Raw genomic sequence first — 17,076 nt, forward strand, 5'->3', positions numbered from 1 at the left:
CCTGCCTCTCCGGTCCCGCCCATTGTGACCGCTCGGCGCAGGGGGCCGGGCCGGGCACCCGCGAGGGCCGGATCGGCGGTCCCGGCGGGTCAGACGACGGCGGCGAGCAGGTCGGCGACGTCCTCGGGGGCGAAGTCGTGCGGCAGCGCCCGCCCGTGCAGCAGCAGGACGCCCGCGGCGGTCGCGGCCTCGTGCAGCTCCGGGGAGCTGATCCCGCCGGCGACGACGTCGATCCCGAAGCCGTCGGTGGTCCGCACGATGGCGGCAAGCACCTGCCTCGCGTGGCCGAGGTCCTGGGCGGCGGCGAGCCGGCCCAGGTCCACGCGGACCAGGTCGAGGGGGATGCGGGCGAGCAGGGCGTAGAGGCTGTAGCCCATGCCGTAGTCGTCCAGGCAGAGCCGGACGCCGCTCGCGCGGATCGACTCGAGCTCGCCGACCAGGGCGGCGGGTGCGGTCAACAGCGTCTCCTCGGTGAAGGAGACGACCAGCCGGGCGGGTTCCAGGCCGCTGTCGGTGAGCGCAGCGGCCACCTCGGCGGCGAGCCCGTCGACGGTCACGTGGCCGGCGGGCAGGCTGACGACGACGCCGACGCGCGGGTCGGGCAGCTCGGCGGCGGCGGCGCAGGCGTGCTGGATCAGCCAGCGCTGCAGGTCGGCGCTGCGGCCGTGCCGCTCGGAGGAGGTCCAGATGTCGGTCCCGTCCAGCGTGCCGAGCTCCGCGTGCGTCCACGCGGGCAGCGCGTGCACGAGCTCCAGGCGGCGGTCGGGCCCGAAGGCGCCGTCCAGCCGCAGGTGCATCGCGCCCTCCGCCCGGTGCTCGTAGTAGTCCGCGACCGGGACGGGGTTCTCCTCGCGGCCGGCGCCGGCGATCCGGATGCAGCCCTTGCCGGCGGCCTTGGCCTCGCGCAGCGCGGCGTCGGCCTCGCGGAAGGCGAGCTGCCCACCGCCGGAGCCGAGGACGGCGATGCCCACGCTGGCGCCGACGGCGAAGACGGCTCCGTCGACGCGGTAGGGCATGGCCATCACCCGGACGATGCGGGTGGCCACGTCCTCGGCCTCGGTGAGGGTTCCGGTCACCACGACGGCGAACTCGTCGCCACCGAGGCGGGCGACCAGTTCGGTGTCGCGGACGACGGTGTGCAGCCGGCGGGCGACCTCGACGAGGAGCTGGTCACCGGCCTGGTGACCGGCGCCGTCGTTGACCGCCTTGAAGCCGTCCATGTCCAGCACCAGCAGGCAGCGCTCCGCGGAGGTCGTGGCGCCCAGTTCCTGGAAGAGCACGGCGCGGTTGGGCAGCCGGGTCAGGTGGTCGGTGTAGGCCATCCGCTCCAGCTCGCGCTCGCGGCGACGGCGGGAGGTGACGTCGCGCAGGTACAGCACGCGCCGTCCGCTGCCGGGCCGCTCGGAGGAGGTGGCCTCCAGCTCGCGCGGTTCGCCGTCGGCACCCAGGACGCCCAGGTGCAGTGGGGAGCCGGTGCCGGCGGGGGAGTCCTCCGTCGCGGCGCGGAGCGCGGTGCGGTCCTCGGGCCGGACGAGCTCCAGCAGGGTGACGTCCTCGTCGCCGCCGTCGATGCCCAGGAGGGTGCGGGCGGCGGGGGAGGTGAACAGCAGGCGGTAGTCGCCGTCCATGATCGCGATGCCGTCGGAACTGGCCTCGACGAGCTCGCGGAAGTCCTCCTCGCTGCGCACGAGGTCCTCGGTCATCCGGCCGTCCTCGCGGATGCGCAGCACCAGCCGGAGGGCCATCAGCGCGAAGACGGCGCAGCAGCCGAGCTCGGCGGCGCCGGACAGCGGCTGGTCGGCGGCCACCGCCAGGCCCAGGGCCACCGGCAGGCCGGCCATCGCGACGACCACGAGCGCCACGCCGGCGGCGCCGACCACGGGGGCCGAGGCGCGGGCGGTGCGGTCGGCCATCCGCAGCGGGGCCTGGTGGACCGCCAGCGTGGAGAGCAGCAGGGCAGTGGCGACGGCGAGGTCGGAGCCCGCGGTCCACAGCGCGGAGGGGGTCACGATGGCCATGGCCTCGCACGCCGACGCCGTCGCCTGGGCGGCGACCGCGCCGATCATGGTGGTCGCGCCGCGGCGCAGCGCCTGGGTGGAGACGGTGCACAGCGCGCCCGCGCCGCCGAGCATGACCGCCGCGTAGCCGCCGTAGGCGAGCACGAGCGAGCGCAGGTCCTCGGGTGCGCCGGCCGGTCCGACCAGCGGCGTCCGCAGCACCTCGGTGACGACCAGCAGCGCGGTCGTGGTGAGCAGGCCGTCGACGACCAGCGCGGACCACCGGGTGCGGATGACCCGGCGGGCCAGCAGCGCGCAGGTGATCAGCGGCGAGGTGGCGCCGGCGAAGAGGAGGACGTCGTCGACCCCGAACCCGTCGAACGCCGGCCCCGGGAAGAGGCCGGCGAGGAACTGGGCGACGGCGAAGCACAGGGCGCCGACCAGCGGCGGCCACCAGGGGCGGGCGGCGACGCGGTCCATGAGCCGGATGCGCCGGAACGCCATCCACGCGCTGCTGAGGGCGATCGAGCCGAGCACGAGCTCGTCCCACTGCATGCCGGTGCCGTCCGGGGCGCTGTACGGCACGGCGAACGCCAGGCCGACCAGTCCGAGGGTCAGGGTCCACCCGAGCCCGCGGGGCAGGCCGCTCACGGCAGGACGACCGGGCCGCGGGCGCGCAGCGCGCCGGCGGCGAGCTCGAGGCCCTCGGCGAGCTGTGCGGCCTCCAGCGGGCGGGACAGCAGGAAGCCCTGCAGGTAGCGGTGCCCCATGTCGCGCAGCAGCGCCAGGGTGGCGGGGGTGGTGACGCCCTCGACGATGACGGGCAGGCCCAGGCTGGACCCGAGCTGCAGCACGGCCCGGCACATGGCGCGGCGGGCCGGGTCGTGCTCGACGTCGGCCAGGAAGTACTGGTCCATCTTGAGGACGTCGACGGGCATCCCGACCAGGTAGGCCAGCGAGGACCACCCGGTGCCGAAGTCGTCGACGGCGATGCGGACGCCGAGCCGGCGCAGGGCGGCGAGGTCCTCGATGACGTGCGCGTCGTCGAGCAGCACCGACTCGGTGATCTCCACGAGCAGCCGGGAGGGGTGCAGGCCGCTGGCCTCGAGCGCGGCGAGCACGTCGGGGACCAGTTCGCCGCTGCGCACCTGGCGGGCGGAGACGTTGACCGCGACGTTGAGCGCGTCGGCCCCCGGTGCCCCGCCGTCCAGTGCGGCGACGGTGCGGCAGGCCTCGAGCAGCACCCAGCGGCCGACGGCGGTGATGAGCGCGGACTCCTCGGCCAGCGGTACGAACTCCACGGGGGAGATGTCGCCGAGCAGCGGGTGCCGCCAGCGCAGCAGCGCCTCGACGGTGACGGTGCGGTGCAGGACGGCGTCGACCACGGGCTGGAACACCAGCCGCAGCTCGCCGCGCTCCAGGGCGCCGTCGAGGTCGGCCCGCAGCGTGCTGCGCCGGTCCTGCTCGGTGCGCAGGGCGTCGTCGTACCGGTGCACGGCACCGCTGCCGGCGCGGCGGGCGCTGCGCAGGGCGAGGTCGGCCCGGCGCAGGGCCTCGGCGGGCTCGACGTCGGCGGAGACCCGGCTGACGCCGGCGACCGCGGACAGGGGCAGGGTGCCGGTGGTCGTGGCCAGCGGGCCGACCGTGGCGATCAGCCGCTCGGCCACCGCCTCGGCGTCGGCGATGCTGCCCTGGACCAGGACGACGAAGTCGCCGTCGGTGCTGCGGGCCAGCCAGTCCTCGCCGCGCAGGGCACGGGAGATCCGGGAGGTGAGGGCGCGCAGCAGGGTCGCCTCCTCGCCCGGGGAGAGCTCCTCGGTGCGGTCGACGCCGATCACCGCGAGAGCGGCGCTGCGGTTGCGCGGCCCGCGCTGGACCGCGCCGAGGCGCCGCATCAGCGCGGTGCGGTTGGGCAGGCCGGTGACCGGGTCGGTGAGGGAGAGCTCGAGCAGCTCGGAGTCGGCGCCGGGGGCAGGGGCGCTGGGACTCACGTCGCGGCAGTGCAGGACGAGCGCACCGATCTCCGGGTCGCCGCGCAGGTCGCGCACGGTGGCCTGGACCAGCCGCCAGCGGCCGTCGGCCTGGCGGACGCGCGCGGTGCGGACGGCGGACTGGCCGGCGTCCCCGTCGAGGGCGCCGAACAGGGCGGAGCGGTCGTCGGGGTGGACGGTGTCGGCGACGTGCACGCCCACCAGGTCGGGGACGCCGAGGCCGAGCAGTTCGCCGGCGGCGTCGGAGGCGAAGGTGATGCGCAGCGAGTCGTCGAGGATCACGACCGGGTCGACGCTGCTGCGCACCAGCGTGCGCAGCGAGCTCTGGCTGCGCTGCAGGGCGCCGGAGAGGCGGTGCTGGCGCCGCCACAGCAGGAGCTGGAGGGTCAGCAGGGCGAGCAGGCCGCCGACGGCGACGACGACGCCCGGCGGGGCGTCCAGCGCGAGCAGAGCGGCGACTCCCGCGGTGATCGCGAGCGCGGCTCCGGGTACCGCGAGGACCCCGGTGCGCCGCGCACGGGGCGCGACCGGGGAGGCGACCGGGGGCTGCCCCGGGGCGGACGCGGTGGTCACCCCTGGGTTGTCGGGAGCCGCCCCGCCCGGCTGCACCCCGCCTGCCGGTGCACTCACCCCTTGGGGGCACGGGACCGCACGGCCGCGACCGGGGTCTTGCGGATTCCTTGCGGTTCCCTCCAGCCTCCCGTGCGTCTCGGGAGCGAGGGTGGGGTCGTGCCGGCGAACGACGCCGCGACGATCGGGCGGGAGGTGAGCGACATGGGGGAGCGTTCTGGTCGCCGCCTCCTCGCCGTCGTCCTGCTCGCGCTGGCGCTCGTCGGGGTGACCGTCGGTCCGGCGGCGGCGGCGTTCTCGGCCACCGCGTCGGTGAGCACGGGAACGATCCGCGCCGCGACGGTGCCGGCGCCGGGCGCCGTGCAGGCCGTTCGGGCGATCTGCAGCGACGGCTGGATCCCGGTGTACAGCGGCCGGATCTCGTGGACGCCCAGCGCCGCCCGGGACGTCACGGGCTACACCGTCCGGCAGCACTTCGCGGACGGTTCCTCCACGGTCGTCGCCCGCCAGGCCGCCGGCGACACGTCGGCGAGCCACCTCGTGTTCGCCGTCGGCAGGAGCTACGTCTACAGCGTCACCACCGAGACGGCGTACGGGTGGACCACCCGCAGCGATCTCACCGCTCCCGTCACCTGCTGAGCCGGCGCGGCGCCGGCCGCGCCTAGGGTTGCCCGCCGTGGACACCACGTCTGGGCCCCGCATCCGCCCGGCCACGGCGGACGACGCGGCGGCGATCGCCGCGATCTACGCCCACTACGTGGCGCACAGCGTGGCCACCTTCGACCTGACGGCGCCCGAGCCGGCCTGGTGGACGGCGAAGCTCGCGGATCTCGCGGCGGCCGGCTGGCCGTTCCTGGTCGCCGAGGACGCCGACGGGCTCGCCGGCTTCGGCTACGTGGCCCCGTGGCGCGTGAAGCCCGCCTACCGGCAGACCGTGGAGGACACGATCTACCTGGCGCCGGGGCGCACCGGGCGCGGTACCGGCCGGGCGCTGCTGAGCGCCGTCCTCGACCGCGCGCGGGAGGCGGGCGCGCGTCAGGTGATCGCGGTGGTCGCCGACGGCGGCGATCCGTCGTCGGTACGGCTGCACGCCGCGCTCGGCTTCGCCGAGGTCGGCCGGCTGCGCGCGGTCGGCTTCAAGCACGGGCGCTGGCTGGACACCCTCCTGCTGCAGGCCGACCTGACCTGACTCCCGGGATCTTGCGGATCCCTTGCGGAACCCTCCGGTTGCCCGTGCGCATGCGGCCTCAGTGTCGACGGCGAGACAGGAGCGGAACCGCCGCTCCGCGAGCCCGGGGGAGTCCGAGCATGAGCACCACCACCAGCACCGTGAAGGTCGCCGGGTCGATCGTCGTCCTCGGCGCGGCCGTGGCCGTGGCCGGCCTGGGCACCTTCGGCGGGTTCACCGACAGCACCTCGGCGGTCGACGCCGGCGTGGACACCGGGGTGCTCTCCATCGACGTGTCGGCGGCCGGCACGTCCGCACCGGTGCCCGTCACGACCGCCACGATGATGCCGGGCGACGTGGGCTACTTCCCGATGGACCTGCGCAACGGCGGCACCGTCGACCTGTCGTCGGTGACCCTGGGGTCGTCGGCCGCCGTCTCCAGCCGGCTCGACAGCGACCCGGTGCACGGGCTGCAGCTCCAGATCGACACGTGCGAGACGGCGTGGGTGCGCTCCGGCGCCACGTACTCCTGCGCCGGCGGGGCGGACCAGCTCTACGCCGGGCCGGTCGCCACCAGCGCCGAGCTGGCCGGCGCCCACAGCCTGGAGGCCGGGAAGACCGACCACCTGCTGGCCACCGTCTCCTTTCCGACCACCGGCGGGAACGCGATGAAGGACCAGAAGAGCACGCTCGAGTTCGTGTTCACCGCCGCCCAGCGCGACGGCGGCAGCCGCTGACCTCGGGGGAGCGCCGGCCGGGGGACCGGCGCTCCCCCGACCCCGGTCCGACAGTTCCCATCGGGGCGACCACGGGGTGCCCCGATGGGAACTGTGACGGGTCGGGTTCGGTGCACACCTCCCGTCACATCCGTCCCATCCCTCAGTCGTTCCCTCGTCGCGGGCCGTAGCTTCGGCCCCTGCGACGAAGGGGGACGCCATGGAACACGAGCTGCAGCACCAGCCGGCCGAGGCCGTGCGGCGGTACCTGAGCATCGGGTTCTGGCTCGTCGCTGCCGGTGCAGCCGCGGCCCTGGGCCTCGACCTCGACGGCGACGTGCTGGTGTGAGCACGCCGACGAGAAGCCGAGCGGCCGCTCAGTCCTGGCCCGGTGTTCACCCGGAGGCCATGCCGGCGCGCTATCCAGTGCGCATGACGTCCGCGGCGCCCACGGTTCGACGGCCGATGCTGCACCTCCACCGCTTCCGCTGGGCGGGGCACGGTCCGATCGGCACGCTCTACGCCTGCCGGTGCGGGAGCCTGCGCCCCGGCCTGTGACGGCTGGGCAGCACGGCGCGCAGCAGGACTTCGATCGCTGTTGCCGTTGACGACGGCGATCGGCGTGGCGTTCGTCCGATTTAGGACCTTCACTGAGAGCGCCCCCTTGCGGCGGGTGATCTCGCGCGCAGCCTCTGGCCCGGGACCGCGCGGTGGCGTAGACACTGAGCCGTGCTTATCTACGACGCAGACTGCGGATTCTGCACGCGCTCGGCGACCTGGATCGCCCGCGGCGGAAAGGCGTTCCCCCTGCAGGCGTGGCAGTTCATCGACGACCTCGCCGACTATGGCCTCACGTTCGAGGATGTGGCGACCGCGGCTTACTGGATCGAGGCCGACGGGGCCAAGCTGCGAGGATCCGACGCGATCGGGCGTGCGCTCGTTCAGCGAGGTGGCGTCTGGAAGGTCGCCGGCCGCGCGATCATGTCGCGCCCTGTCCGCCCGCTGGCGCGTTGGGTGTACGGGCACGTCGCCACGAACCGGCACCGGATGCCCGGCGGTACGTCAGCTTGCCGCGTCGACCTTCCTCCGGCTGTCTGACCCCGCACGGGTGACCGCGTCGGGGAGCCGCTCGAGGAAGAGCGCGTAGCCGCCGATCATCAGCGCGGCGAACAGCCCCAGGAGCACGGCGTGGTGAACCCCGGCGGAGATGAAGGCGATCATGCCCAGGTGGAGGGCGACACCGATGACGATCGCCACGGGGCGGAGCCTGCGGAACCACAGTGCGAAGGCGACGAACAGCTCGCAGACGATCGCGCCGATCGCCATGGTCATCAGGATGGGCCGGCTGATGAGGAAGTCGGGAGCGAGCAGCGAGCTGAAGTGCCATGACGCAAGCGCGTTGCCGGACAGGAAGTCGGGGTTGAGCTTTGCCAGCGCCGCGTAGATGTAGACGATGGTGATCTGGGCTCGGAGCAGGTAGACCGGCGGCGCCCACACTGTCTCGCGGCCACCGCCACGGCGCGCCCGCACGGAGAGCGCGGCGTCGCTGTCAGTGAACGACAGCAGGACGGCGAGGGTGGCCATGAGGTAGGCGTGGTTGGCATAGAAGCCACCGACGCAGATGAACGCCATGGCCAGGCCAGCGGTGACCAGCAGGGCCGGCCGGGCCCGGTATCCGACGGCCGCGGTGACCGCGGCGGTCAGCATTGCTACGGCCAGGACCAGCCAGACTGCGGCGGGCAGTGCAGGCAGGAAGCCGTAAAGCGGTTGCAGGGTGGGGTCCTGCAGGAGGATTCGCGCGGCCCAGTCGAGCGCCTTCACCGCGGCGACGGCGCCGACGACCATGCGGAAGACGGCGAGCGGGGCGGCTGGGGACTGCTCGGGGACGGTCAGCATCGCTGTTCGCTCTCGAGCTCGTCGTCGTAGTACCGGTTGACCGACTCCAGTTCAGCGTTGGCCGCGCACAGCTTTTCGAGGGTGTCTGGGCCGTAGTGGATGTCGTTCCACGGTTCGCCGACGTCGTCCGGGTCCAGCGGGACGCTCGCGTCGTCCGCGGTCGCGCCCTCGTACCGGTAGTCGGTGGAGGACTCGACGTACATGCTCCAGGACCAGCGTCGTGGCGGCTCAGGGTCGTTGAGGATCACGACCGCGGGCACGACGACTTGGAAGGCTAGGACGGCTAGGAGCAGCCGCCTACCAAGACCCCCGTTCACGCGCTGCACCGTACAGTTCCTGGCCAGTACCGGAAAGGGCGTTAGTTCCAGCCGATGTTGTCGGCGACCTTGAGGGTGGCGGTGGCGGCCGGAAGCGTGAAGGCCGAGGTGCCCTTGGCGACAGCGTCGTAGGCGACGTTGTCCCGAATGATTCCGCTGCTGATCACCGGCGAGGACGCCGTCATGGCCTGGCTGGTGCCCGCGCGGCCGTAGAACTGGTTGCCGACGACGTTGAGGGCCCGGACCGTGCCAGCGGCGATGTCGATGAGGGGCTCCGTGATGGTCTTGGCGATGTCGGCGATCTGCACCTGGTTCCCGGAGTAATCCAGGTTGAGGAAGGCGGCCGTACCGGCGGCGACGAAGACCTGCCCCCACATCTCACGGATCACGTTGTCGGTGACCTTGGCGGCGGAGGAGAAGCTGTCGTCGGCGACGACCCGCGCGAAGCCGTTGGCGGAGCTGTCGTTGCGCCGGCCGTCGACGACGTTGTCGGCGATAAGGACGCCGATGACGTGCTTCTGGATGTCGACAGCCCATCCGCCCCACGCCCGGAAGGTGTTGCCGGTGACGGCGATGTCCATCACGTAGTCGGCTCGGATGCAGCCGTTCAGGGCGTTGGCGAAGGTGTTGCCGCTGAAGAGGTAGTCCGTGCAGTTGTTGGTGACGACCCCCACCTTCGTGGCCATGTCGAGCCCGGTGAGGGTCTCGTGGTCGTCGAACTGGTTGCCGACGAACTGCCACTTCTCCTGGTCGTAGGTGGCGCTGTCTCGGCCGATGTGGACGAGGTTCTGCGCGACCCCGCCGGGGGTGGAGCCTCCGCCGGCCTCGATGTCGTTGCCGACGATCAGCGTGTTGTGCTGCGAGACGTTCCGGGAGTAGATCGCCTTGCGGCAGTAGGAGATGTGGTTGCCGCTGAGGATCGTCTGGTGCAGGTTGCCGCCGTCGAAGTGGATGCCGGTAGTGCAGTGGTAGATCGTGTTGCCGCTGACGACGATGTTCCGGTTCTGACCGTAGATCCGCACGCCCGTCTTCAGCTCGAACAGGTAGCACGACGTGATCCGGGGTTCCATCGTCTGCGTGAAGCTGAACGCCTCGCCTGTCGTGCCCCCGGTGACCCCACGGACGCGCACGTTGTGCACGACGGGGAAGAACTCGGCGGACCGCTTGGCGACGGTGCTCTCGGACGGGTTGGCCGAGCCGGTGTGGGTGCCGGTGAACGCGAACGCAGTGAAGTCGCCGTCCACGGCGACGAGGGCGTTGTTGCCGACGATGCCTCGCACCTTCGCGACAGCGCAGGCAACCGAGCTGGTGAGGCGGTACGTCTTGTCGCTCTTGAGGCCGATCACCTGGCCGGTCGCGGCAGCAGCCAGAGCCTGGAACGCCGCTGTGTCGTCGGTGGTGCCATCGCCCTTGGCGCCGAACTGCTCCGGCATCAGCAGTAGCCCGAAGGCCTCCCTTAGGGCGTCCCCGTAGTCGTCGTGGAGGCGGCGGCGGGGTCGTCGAGCAGGTCGCGGACGTAGGGCTCGATCTGGTCGGCGAGGTAGACGTGCCCCGCGTCGGTCGGGCTGACCAGGTCCGTGCCGATCAGGCCGAGGTCGTCGAAGAACCAGCGCTCGGCCAGCGGGTCCACGAACCGGACGCTCGCGGCGACGGCGGCCTGGAGGAGGGCGTCGCGTACCGGTGGGAGCTCCGGGGGGACGGCGGCGTCGGTCCACGCCGGGCCGATGACCAGCAGCTCGGTGTCCGGGGCGTTGGCCCGGATGATGTCGAAGGTGCGGCGCGCGGCCGCGGTGATCTGCGCCGGGCCGGCCTGGTAGTCGTTCCGGCTGCCGAACACGATGGTGACGTCGGCATCGGGCTCGGGCTGCCGCTCGGCGAGCGTGGCGAAGGTGAAGCCGCCGAGCTCGGACGTGGCGACGTACCCCGCGTCGGGGAGGGCGTGCGGCTCCGTCGGCTCGGCGTCCAGCCGCTCGCTCAGGATCGCCGGCCAGCCGGCGGGCCCGAGACCGCCCTGCGGGGTGCCGGCGGTGTAGAGGTCGCCGTAGAAGGCGAGCACCGGGGCCTCGGACGACGTCGACGGCCCGGCCGACGGGCTGGCGGTGGCGCCGGCGTTGGCGTTGGCGTTGGCGGGCGGATCGAACTCCGGGGGCGTGCGGTTGCTCGCGTGCCAGGCGGAGAGCCCGACGGCGATCGCCGCGACCAGCAGCAGCACCCCGATGACGATGCCCTCGGTACGGCTGGGCAGCGGAAGACTCCGGAAGAAGCCCGGCCGGTCCGGTGCTCGTGCCACATCCGGGACGGTACCGCCCGGTTCGGAAACCCGCCGGGCCGAGTGTTCGGGGGATGTTCGCCCAGGTGAGTGTGCGTTTCCTCCTACTCGCGCGGGTCCGGCACTGCCACGATGCGGAGGTGGACGTGCGGCAGCGGCGGGTGACCGCCATCGGGGTCAGCACCGAGCCCTGCGGCATGTGCGGCGGCACGAACGTCGCCGCGATGGAGTCCCGTGCGGTGCGGCAGGGCGCCGCCTGGCTCAACCCCCGGTGGAACCCGTCGCCGCGCACGCACGACCTGTGCCGGGACTGCGGGGCCAAGCACCGCACGGAGGGCGGCCGGCGGATCTGACCGCGGTCGCCGGGCCGGATCCCCGAGCCGGTGGCAGCATGAGCCCGGTGAAGACGTGGCTCGACAGCTGGCCGGTGTACCGGCAGCTCACCGGCTCGGATCCGTTCGGGCGCGGCAAGGCGGCACGCAGCAAGGGCACCGAGGCGACGGTGTCGCGCACGGCCACCGCGGACAAGGTCGTGAAGAGTGTCTGCCCGTACTGCGCCGTCGGCTGCGCGCAGAACGTGTACGTGAAGGACGAGAAGATCGTCCAGATCGAGGGCAACCCCGACTCGCCGGTCAACCGCGGGCGGCTCTGCCCCAAGGGCAGCGCGAGCAAGCAGCTGGTCACCAGCCCCACCCGGGTCACCACGGTCAAGTACCGCCGTCCGTTCGGGACGGAGTGGGAGGACCTCGACCTCGACACGGCGATGGAGATGATCGCCGACCGCGTGCTGGAGGCCCGGAAGAAGGGCTGGCAGGACGAGGACGGCGGGAAGCGCGTCAACCGCACCATGGGAGTAGCGAGCCTCGGAGGGGCGACCCTCGACAACGAGGAGAACTACCTCATGAAGAAGCTCTACAGCGCCATGGGCGCGATCCAGATCGAGAACCAGGCGCGCATATAGCACTCCTCCACGGTGCCCGGTCTGGGTGCCTCGTTCGGTCGTGGTGGCGCCACGAACACCCAGCAGGACCTCGCGAACGCCGACTGCATCGTCATCGAGGGTTCGAACATGGCCGAGTGCCATCCGGTGGGCTTCCAGTGGGTGGCCGAGGCGAAGGCGCGCGGCGCGAAGGTCATCCACATCGACCCGCGGTTCACCCGGACCAGCGCGATCGCCGACCTGCACGTGCCGCTGCGGATGGGCAGCGACATCGCCTTCCTCGGCGGCCTGATCCGGTACGTGCTGGACAACGAGCTGTACTTCAAGGAGTACGTCACCGCCTACACGAACGCCGCCGCGCTGATCGGTGAGGAGTTCGTCGACGCGGAGGACCTCGGCGGCCTGTTCTCGGGCTTCGACCCGGAGACCAGCACCTACGACGAGACCAGCTGGCAGTACGACCTCGAGGAGCCGGCCCAGTCGGGCGCCGACGACCCGGCCGAGGCCGCGCAGCAGGAGCGCTCGGACGATGCGCCGTCGGTCACCCGGTCCGACCGCGCGCAGGCCGCCGGCAGCGGCGGGCCGCCGATCCCGGGCAAGCCGAAGCGGGACGAGACGCTGCAGCACCCGCGCTCGGTGTTTCAGATCCTCAAGCGGCACTACGCCCGCTACACGCCGGAGATGGTGTCCGAGGTCTGCGGCATCGAGCCCGAGGTGTTCGAGCAGGTCGCGAAGTGGGTCACCGAGAACAGCGGCCGCGACCGGACGACGGCGTGGGTGTACTCGGTGGGCTGGACGCAGCACAGCGTGGGCGCGCAGTACATCCGCACCTGCTCGATCCTGCAGCTCCTGCTGGGCAACATCGGCCGTCCCGGTGGTGGGATCATGGCGCTGCGCGGCCACGCCAGCATCCAGGGCTCGACCGACATCCCGACGCTGTACAACATCCTGCCGGGCTACCTGCCGATGCCGCACGCGCTGCAGCACGACGACCTGGACGACTACGTCGCCGACGCCGCCGGCAAGGCGGGCTTCTGGGGGCACAAGCGCGCCTACATGGTCAGCCTGCTCAAGGCCTGGTGGGGGGATGCGGCGACGGCGGAGAACGACTTCGCCTTCGACTACCTGCCGAAGATCAACGGCGACCACAGCTCCTACCGCACGATCGCCGACATGATCGAGGGCAAGGTCTCGGGCTACTTCCTGGTCGGGGAGAACCCGGTCGTCGGGCACCCGAACGGCCGGATGAACCGGTTCGGCCTGGCCAACCTCGACTGGCTGGTGGTCCGCGATCTGCAGCTGATCGAGTCGGCGACCTTCTGGCACCAGGCGCCGGAGATCGAGACCGGCGAGCTGTCCCCCGACTCGATCGGCACCGAGGTCTTCTTCATGCCCGCGGCGACGCACGTGGAGAAGGAAGGCACCTTCACCCAGACCCAGCGGATGCTGCAGTGGCGGGACAAGGCGGTCGAGCCGCCGGACGACGCGCGCAGCGACCTCTGGTTCTACTTCCACCTCGGCCGCATCCTCCGCGAGCGGCTGAAGGACTCCACCGATCCGCGCGACCGCCCGCTGCTGGACCTCACCTGGGGCTATCCGGTGCACGGCGAGCGGAACGAGCCGGACGCCGACGCGGTGCTGCGCGAGATCAACGGCACCGGCCCCGACGGGCGGGCGCTGTCGACCTACATGCAGATGAAGGACGACGGCTCGACCAGCGGCGGCTGCTGGATCTACACCGGCGTCTACGCCGACGAGGTCAACCAGGCCCGTCGGCGCAGGCCGGCCGCCGAGCAGGGCCCCGCGGCCGCGGAGTGGGGCTGGGCCTGGCCGCTCAACCGCCGCATCCTCTACAACCGCGCCTCGGCCGACCCGGACGGCAAGCCGTGGAGCGAGCGCAAGAAGTACGTGTGGTGGGACGAGGACGCGGGCGAGTGGACCGGTCTCGACGTCCCCGACTTCGAGAAGAACAAGCGCCCCGACTACGTGCCGCCCGACGACGCGCGGGCGCAGGACGCGCTGCGCGGCGACGACCCGTTCGTCATGCAGGGCGACGGGAAGGGCTGGCTCTACGCACCCGCCGGCCTGGTGGACGGGCCACTGCCGACGCACTACGAGCCGGCCGAGTCCGTCGTCGAGAACGCGCTGTACGAGGTGCAGGCGAACCCGACGATCGAACGCATCCCCGGTCCGTGGAACCGGGAGAACCCCTCGCGCAGCGAGATCTTCCCGTTCCAGGTGACCACCTACCGGCTCACCGAGCACCACACCGCGGGGGCGATGAGCCGCACGCTGCCCTACCTGGCCGAGCTCCAGCCGGAGTTCTTCGTCGAGGTGAGCCCGGAGCTGGCTCGCCTGCGCGGGCTGACCAACGGCGAGTACGCCACGCTGGTCAGCGCCCGGACGGCGATCGAGGCCAAGGTGCTGGTCACCGAGCGGATGCGGCCCATCAGGCTGCGCAACGGCACGGTCGTGCACCAGATCGGCATGCCGTACCACTGGTCCTACAGCGGCATCTCCACCGGGGATTCCGCCAACGACCTGCTCGGCATCGTGCTGGACGCGAACACGCACATCCAGGAGGACAAGGTCAGCACCGCCGACATCGTGCCGGGACGACGCCCGCGCGGGCCCGAGCTGCTCGAGTTCGTCGAGTCCTACCGCCGCAGGGCCGGGGTGGAGTCGGGCCGGGTGGGGCTCAACGGCCGCGACCCGGTGGCGGCCGACGCCGGAGAAGGGTCGACGCAGACATGACCTCCATCAGCTCGGCGAGCGCGGCGTTCACCGGCCGCGACCCCGGCAACCGGCTCTACGGCCCGGTGCCCGACGTGACGGAACAGTCCGGCTACGAGGAGGAGCACCCCGCGCGCGTCGGGTTCTTCACCGACACCTCGGTGTGCATCGGGTGCAAGGCGTGCGAGGTGGCCTGCAAGGAGTGGAACACCCTGCCGATGGACGACTCGCACGGTGTGCGGGACGCCCTCGGCCTGTCCGGGATGTCCTACGACAACACCGGCCAGCTGGGCGCGAACTCCTGGCGGCACGTGGCGTTCATCGAGCAGAGCCGCGCGGTCGACCTGCCGATGCCGACCTTCGGCCGTCCCGGGGACGACCGGCAGGGCAGCGGCCCCTCGCCGGCGGGAGCCGGCGACGACGTCAGCCTGGCCAACGCCCAGCAGAACAGCGTGCTGAACGCCGAGGCACTGAGCGAGTTCGACCCGCAGACCGGGCAGAGCGGGGCGGACAAGCAGGTGCGGTGGCTGATGAGCTCCGACGTCTGCAAGCACTGCACGCACGCCGGGTGCCTGGACGTCTGCCCGACCGGGGCGCTGTTCCGCACCGAGTTCGGCACCGTGGTGGTGCAGGGCGACATCTGCAACGGCTGCGGCTACTGCGTGGCCGCTTGCCCCTACGGCGTCATCGACCAGCGCAAGGACGACGGCCGGGTCTTCAAGTGCACGATGTGCTACGACCGGCTGACCGACGGGCTCCAGCCCGCGTGCGCCACGGCCTGCCCCACGCAGTCGATCCAGTTCGGCGACCTCGACGAGCTGCAGGCCCGCGCCGACGCGCGGCTGGCGACGCTGAAGGACCAGGGCGTGGAGACCGCTCGGCTGTACGGCCGCGACGAGAGCGACGGGGTCGGCGGGGTCGGGGCGTTCTTCCTGCTTCTCGATGAGCCGGAGGTCTACGGCCTGCCGCCGGACCCGATCGTGACCACCCGCGACCTGCCGGCCATGTGGAAGGCGGCCGGTCAGGCCGCGGCGATGATGATCGGGGTCGCCGTCACGGCGATCCTCGGCTCGCGGAGGCGTTGATGGCCGGGGGAGCGCGCTCATGACCGGCGGGATCACCAGCCCGGGCGCGGGGTGGCGTCAGGCCGACCAGGGCCCGGCGGCGCAGCAGCCGGCCAAGAAGCGCCGCAAGCGCGGCGGCGGGCGCCACCGCGGCGAGGTCGCGATGGTCGACGACGTCGAGTTCACGTCGTACTACGGCCGGCAGATCGTCAAGACGCCGGTGTGGAAGTCGCCGGACGTGCCGCTCTACCTGTTCCTCGGGGGAGCGGCCGGCTCGTCGGCGATCCTCGGCGCGCTGGCCGACGTCACCGACCGTCCGGCGCTGACCCGCACCGCCCGGCTCGCCGCCGGTGGTGGATCGATCCTGTCGGTGGTCTTCCTCATCCACGACCTGGGCCGGCCCGAGCGGTTCCTGCACATGCTGCGGGTGTTCAAGGTGACCTCGCCGCTGTCGGTGGGCACCTACATCCTGGCGCCGTTCAGCGCGGCGGCCGGGGCGACGGCGGCGGTGGAGCTGCTCGGCTGGTTCCCGCGGCTCAAGCGCTTCGGTGGCGCGGTCGCCGCCGTGTTCGGGGGGCCGCTGGCCACCTACACCGGCGTGCTGCTGGCCAACACCGCCGTGCCGTCGTGGCACGAGTTCCACGGCAAGCTGCCGTTCGTCTTCGGCGGCTCGGCGATGGCGGCCGGTGGCGGCATCTGCATGGCGTTCACGCCGGTGGGGGAGGCGGAGCCGGCGCGGAAGATGGCGATCCTCGGCGCCGGCATCGAGCTCGCCGTGATCCGCGGGATCGAGGGCAGCGACCGCATCGAGGCCGAGCCGTACCACGAGGGACGCCCGGGGAAGTTCATGCGGGCGGCGCGGGCGTGCACCGCCGCCGGGGCGGGGCTGGCCGTGGTGGGCGGGCGCCGGCGGTGGGGTGCGGTGGCCTCGGGCACGCTGCTGGCGGCCGGTTCGCTGCTCACCCGGTTCGGCGTCTTCGAGGCCGGGATCGCCAGCACCAAGGACCCGAAGTACGTCGTCGTCCCGCAGCGGGAGCGCATGGCGGCCCGCGGGCAGGACCACGCCGCCACGACCACCGCCTGAGGCCTGCCCATCACTCGTCAGCCCTCTACAGACTCAGGTCGACGGGCGAGCCCCGGACGAGTCAGGAACAGCGCCCCCACTGGCAGTTGTGGCGGTCGGTGGGGATCCGGTGGGCCTCGGCCTCCTTGCACCACGCGCACTTGGACCGACCCGCACTGGTGCACGCACACGCCATGACTGCCTCCTTGGACCGACCGACCCCGCAGGGAGATGTCCGACGGGGGCCACAGAGTCATCGCCGCCCGGCGGCGCGTCAAGGGTCCGGGGTGCGGCTGCGCGCGTGTGGTCGGAGCCGTCCAGCCTGACCTTCGGCGCGTTCTCGGAACGGGCA

The 17,076-nt window shown here is 72.5% G+C and carries 14 protein-coding genes and 1 pseudogene; 9 read left to right on the top strand and 6 right to left on the bottom strand.

Annotation, left to right across the window (positions count from 1 at the left end):
* Positions 1–89 precede the first annotated feature (89 nt).
* Both ACI793_RS00640 and ACI793_RS00645 read right to left on the bottom strand, forming a co-directional pair.
* Entirely contained in the window at positions 90–2,648 is a 2,559-nt protein-coding gene (locus tag ACI793_RS00640; RefSeq protein ID WP_456604436.1) for a diguanylate cyclase domain-containing protein, read from the bottom strand.
* A complete protein-coding gene (locus tag ACI793_RS00645; RefSeq protein ID WP_456604437.1) occupies positions 2,645–4,561 on the bottom strand; it encodes a putative bifunctional diguanylate cyclase/phosphodiesterase in 1,917 nt (638 codons plus the stop codon). Before ACI793_RS00645 ends, ACI793_RS00640 begins: the two co-directional genes overlap by 4 nt.
* A 156-nt stretch (positions 4,562–4,717) precedes the next feature.
* Here ACI793_RS00645 and ACI793_RS00650 point away from each other — a divergent pair, with 156 nt between their 5' ends.
* From ACI793_RS00650 to ACI793_RS00670, 5 genes are all read left to right on the top strand, one after another.
* On the top strand, positions 4,718–5,197 hold the full coding sequence (locus ACI793_RS00650; RefSeq protein WP_456604438.1) for a hypothetical protein: 480 nt from the start codon (positions 4,718–4,720) through the stop codon (positions 5,195–5,197).
* Positions 5,198–5,234: 37 nt separating this feature from the next.
* A complete protein-coding gene (locus ACI793_RS00655) occupies positions 5,235–5,747 on the top strand; it encodes an N-acetyltransferase family protein (RefSeq protein WP_456604439.1) in 513 nt (170 codons plus the stop codon).
* Between the two features lie 119 nt (positions 5,748–5,866).
* Positions 5,867–6,463: a hypothetical protein gene (locus ACI793_RS00660; RefSeq protein ID WP_456604440.1), complete on the top strand. Its 597-nt coding sequence runs from the start codon at positions 5,867–5,869 to the stop codon at positions 6,461–6,463.
* A 199-nt stretch (positions 6,464–6,662) separates the two neighbouring features.
* Complete coding sequence (locus tag ACI793_RS00665) at positions 6,663–6,791, top strand: hypothetical protein (RefSeq protein ID WP_456604441.1); 129 nt, start codon at positions 6,663–6,665, stop codon at positions 6,789–6,791.
* Positions 6,792–7,171: 380 nt separating this feature from the next.
* Entirely contained in the window at positions 7,172–7,540 is a 369-nt protein-coding gene (locus ACI793_RS00670; RefSeq protein ID WP_456604442.1) for a thiol-disulfide oxidoreductase DCC family protein, read from the top strand.
* On the opposite strand, the gene ACI793_RS00675 is transcribed toward ACI793_RS00670, so the two are convergent.
* The 4 genes from ACI793_RS00675 to ACI793_RS00690 all read right to left on the bottom strand — a co-directional run bounded on the left by ACI793_RS00675 (position 7,505) and on the right by ACI793_RS00690 (position 10,945).
* Positions 7,505–8,338 (bottom strand): HTTM domain-containing protein, encoded by an 834-nt coding sequence (locus ACI793_RS00675; RefSeq protein WP_456604443.1) that lies wholly within the window; start codon positions 8,336–8,338, stop codon positions 7,505–7,507. The genes ACI793_RS00670 and ACI793_RS00675 overlap by 36 nt on opposite strands.
* Positions 8,332–8,598, bottom strand: coding sequence for a hypothetical protein (locus ACI793_RS00680; RefSeq protein WP_456604444.1), 267 nt, complete (start codon positions 8,596–8,598; stop codon positions 8,332–8,334). The genes ACI793_RS00675 and ACI793_RS00680 overlap by 7 nt, the downstream gene beginning before the upstream one ends.
* Before the next feature lie 98 nt (positions 8,599–8,696).
* Positions 8,697–10,088 (bottom strand): NosD domain-containing protein, encoded by a 1,392-nt coding sequence (locus ACI793_RS00685; RefSeq protein ID WP_456604445.1) that lies wholly within the window; start codon positions 10,086–10,088, stop codon positions 8,697–8,699.
* Positions 10,089–10,111: 23 nt separating this feature from the next.
* Complete coding sequence (locus tag ACI793_RS00690; protein WP_456604446.1) at positions 10,112–10,945, bottom strand: SGNH/GDSL hydrolase family protein; 834 nt, start codon at positions 10,943–10,945, stop codon at positions 10,112–10,114.
* Between the two features lie 119 nt (positions 10,946–11,064).
* Between ACI793_RS00690 and ACI793_RS00695 the strand changes: the two genes are divergently transcribed.
* From ACI793_RS00695 to nrfD, 4 genes and pseudogenes are all read left to right on the top strand, one after another.
* Positions 11,065–11,277, top strand: coding sequence for a hypothetical protein (locus tag ACI793_RS00695; RefSeq protein ID WP_456604447.1), 213 nt, complete (start codon positions 11,065–11,067; stop codon positions 11,275–11,277).
* 38 nt (positions 11,278–11,315) lie between these two features.
* Positions 11,316–14,618, top strand: a pseudogene (gene fdh / locus ACI793_RS00700) (formate dehydrogenase).
* Positions 14,615–15,682: a 4Fe-4S dicluster domain-containing protein gene (locus tag ACI793_RS00705; protein WP_456604448.1), complete on the top strand. Its 1,068-nt coding sequence runs from the start codon at positions 14,615–14,617 to the stop codon at positions 15,680–15,682. Before fdh ends, ACI793_RS00705 begins: the two are co-directional and overlap by 4 nt.
* Before the next feature lie 19 nt (positions 15,683–15,701).
* A complete protein-coding gene (gene nrfD, locus ACI793_RS00710; RefSeq protein ID WP_456604449.1) occupies positions 15,702–16,745 on the top strand; it encodes an NrfD/PsrC family molybdoenzyme membrane anchor subunit in 1,044 nt (347 codons plus the stop codon).
* The last annotated feature ends 331 nt before the right edge of the window (positions 16,746–17,076 follow it).

Source organism: Blastococcus sp. SYSU DS0617, assembly GCF_054051075.1.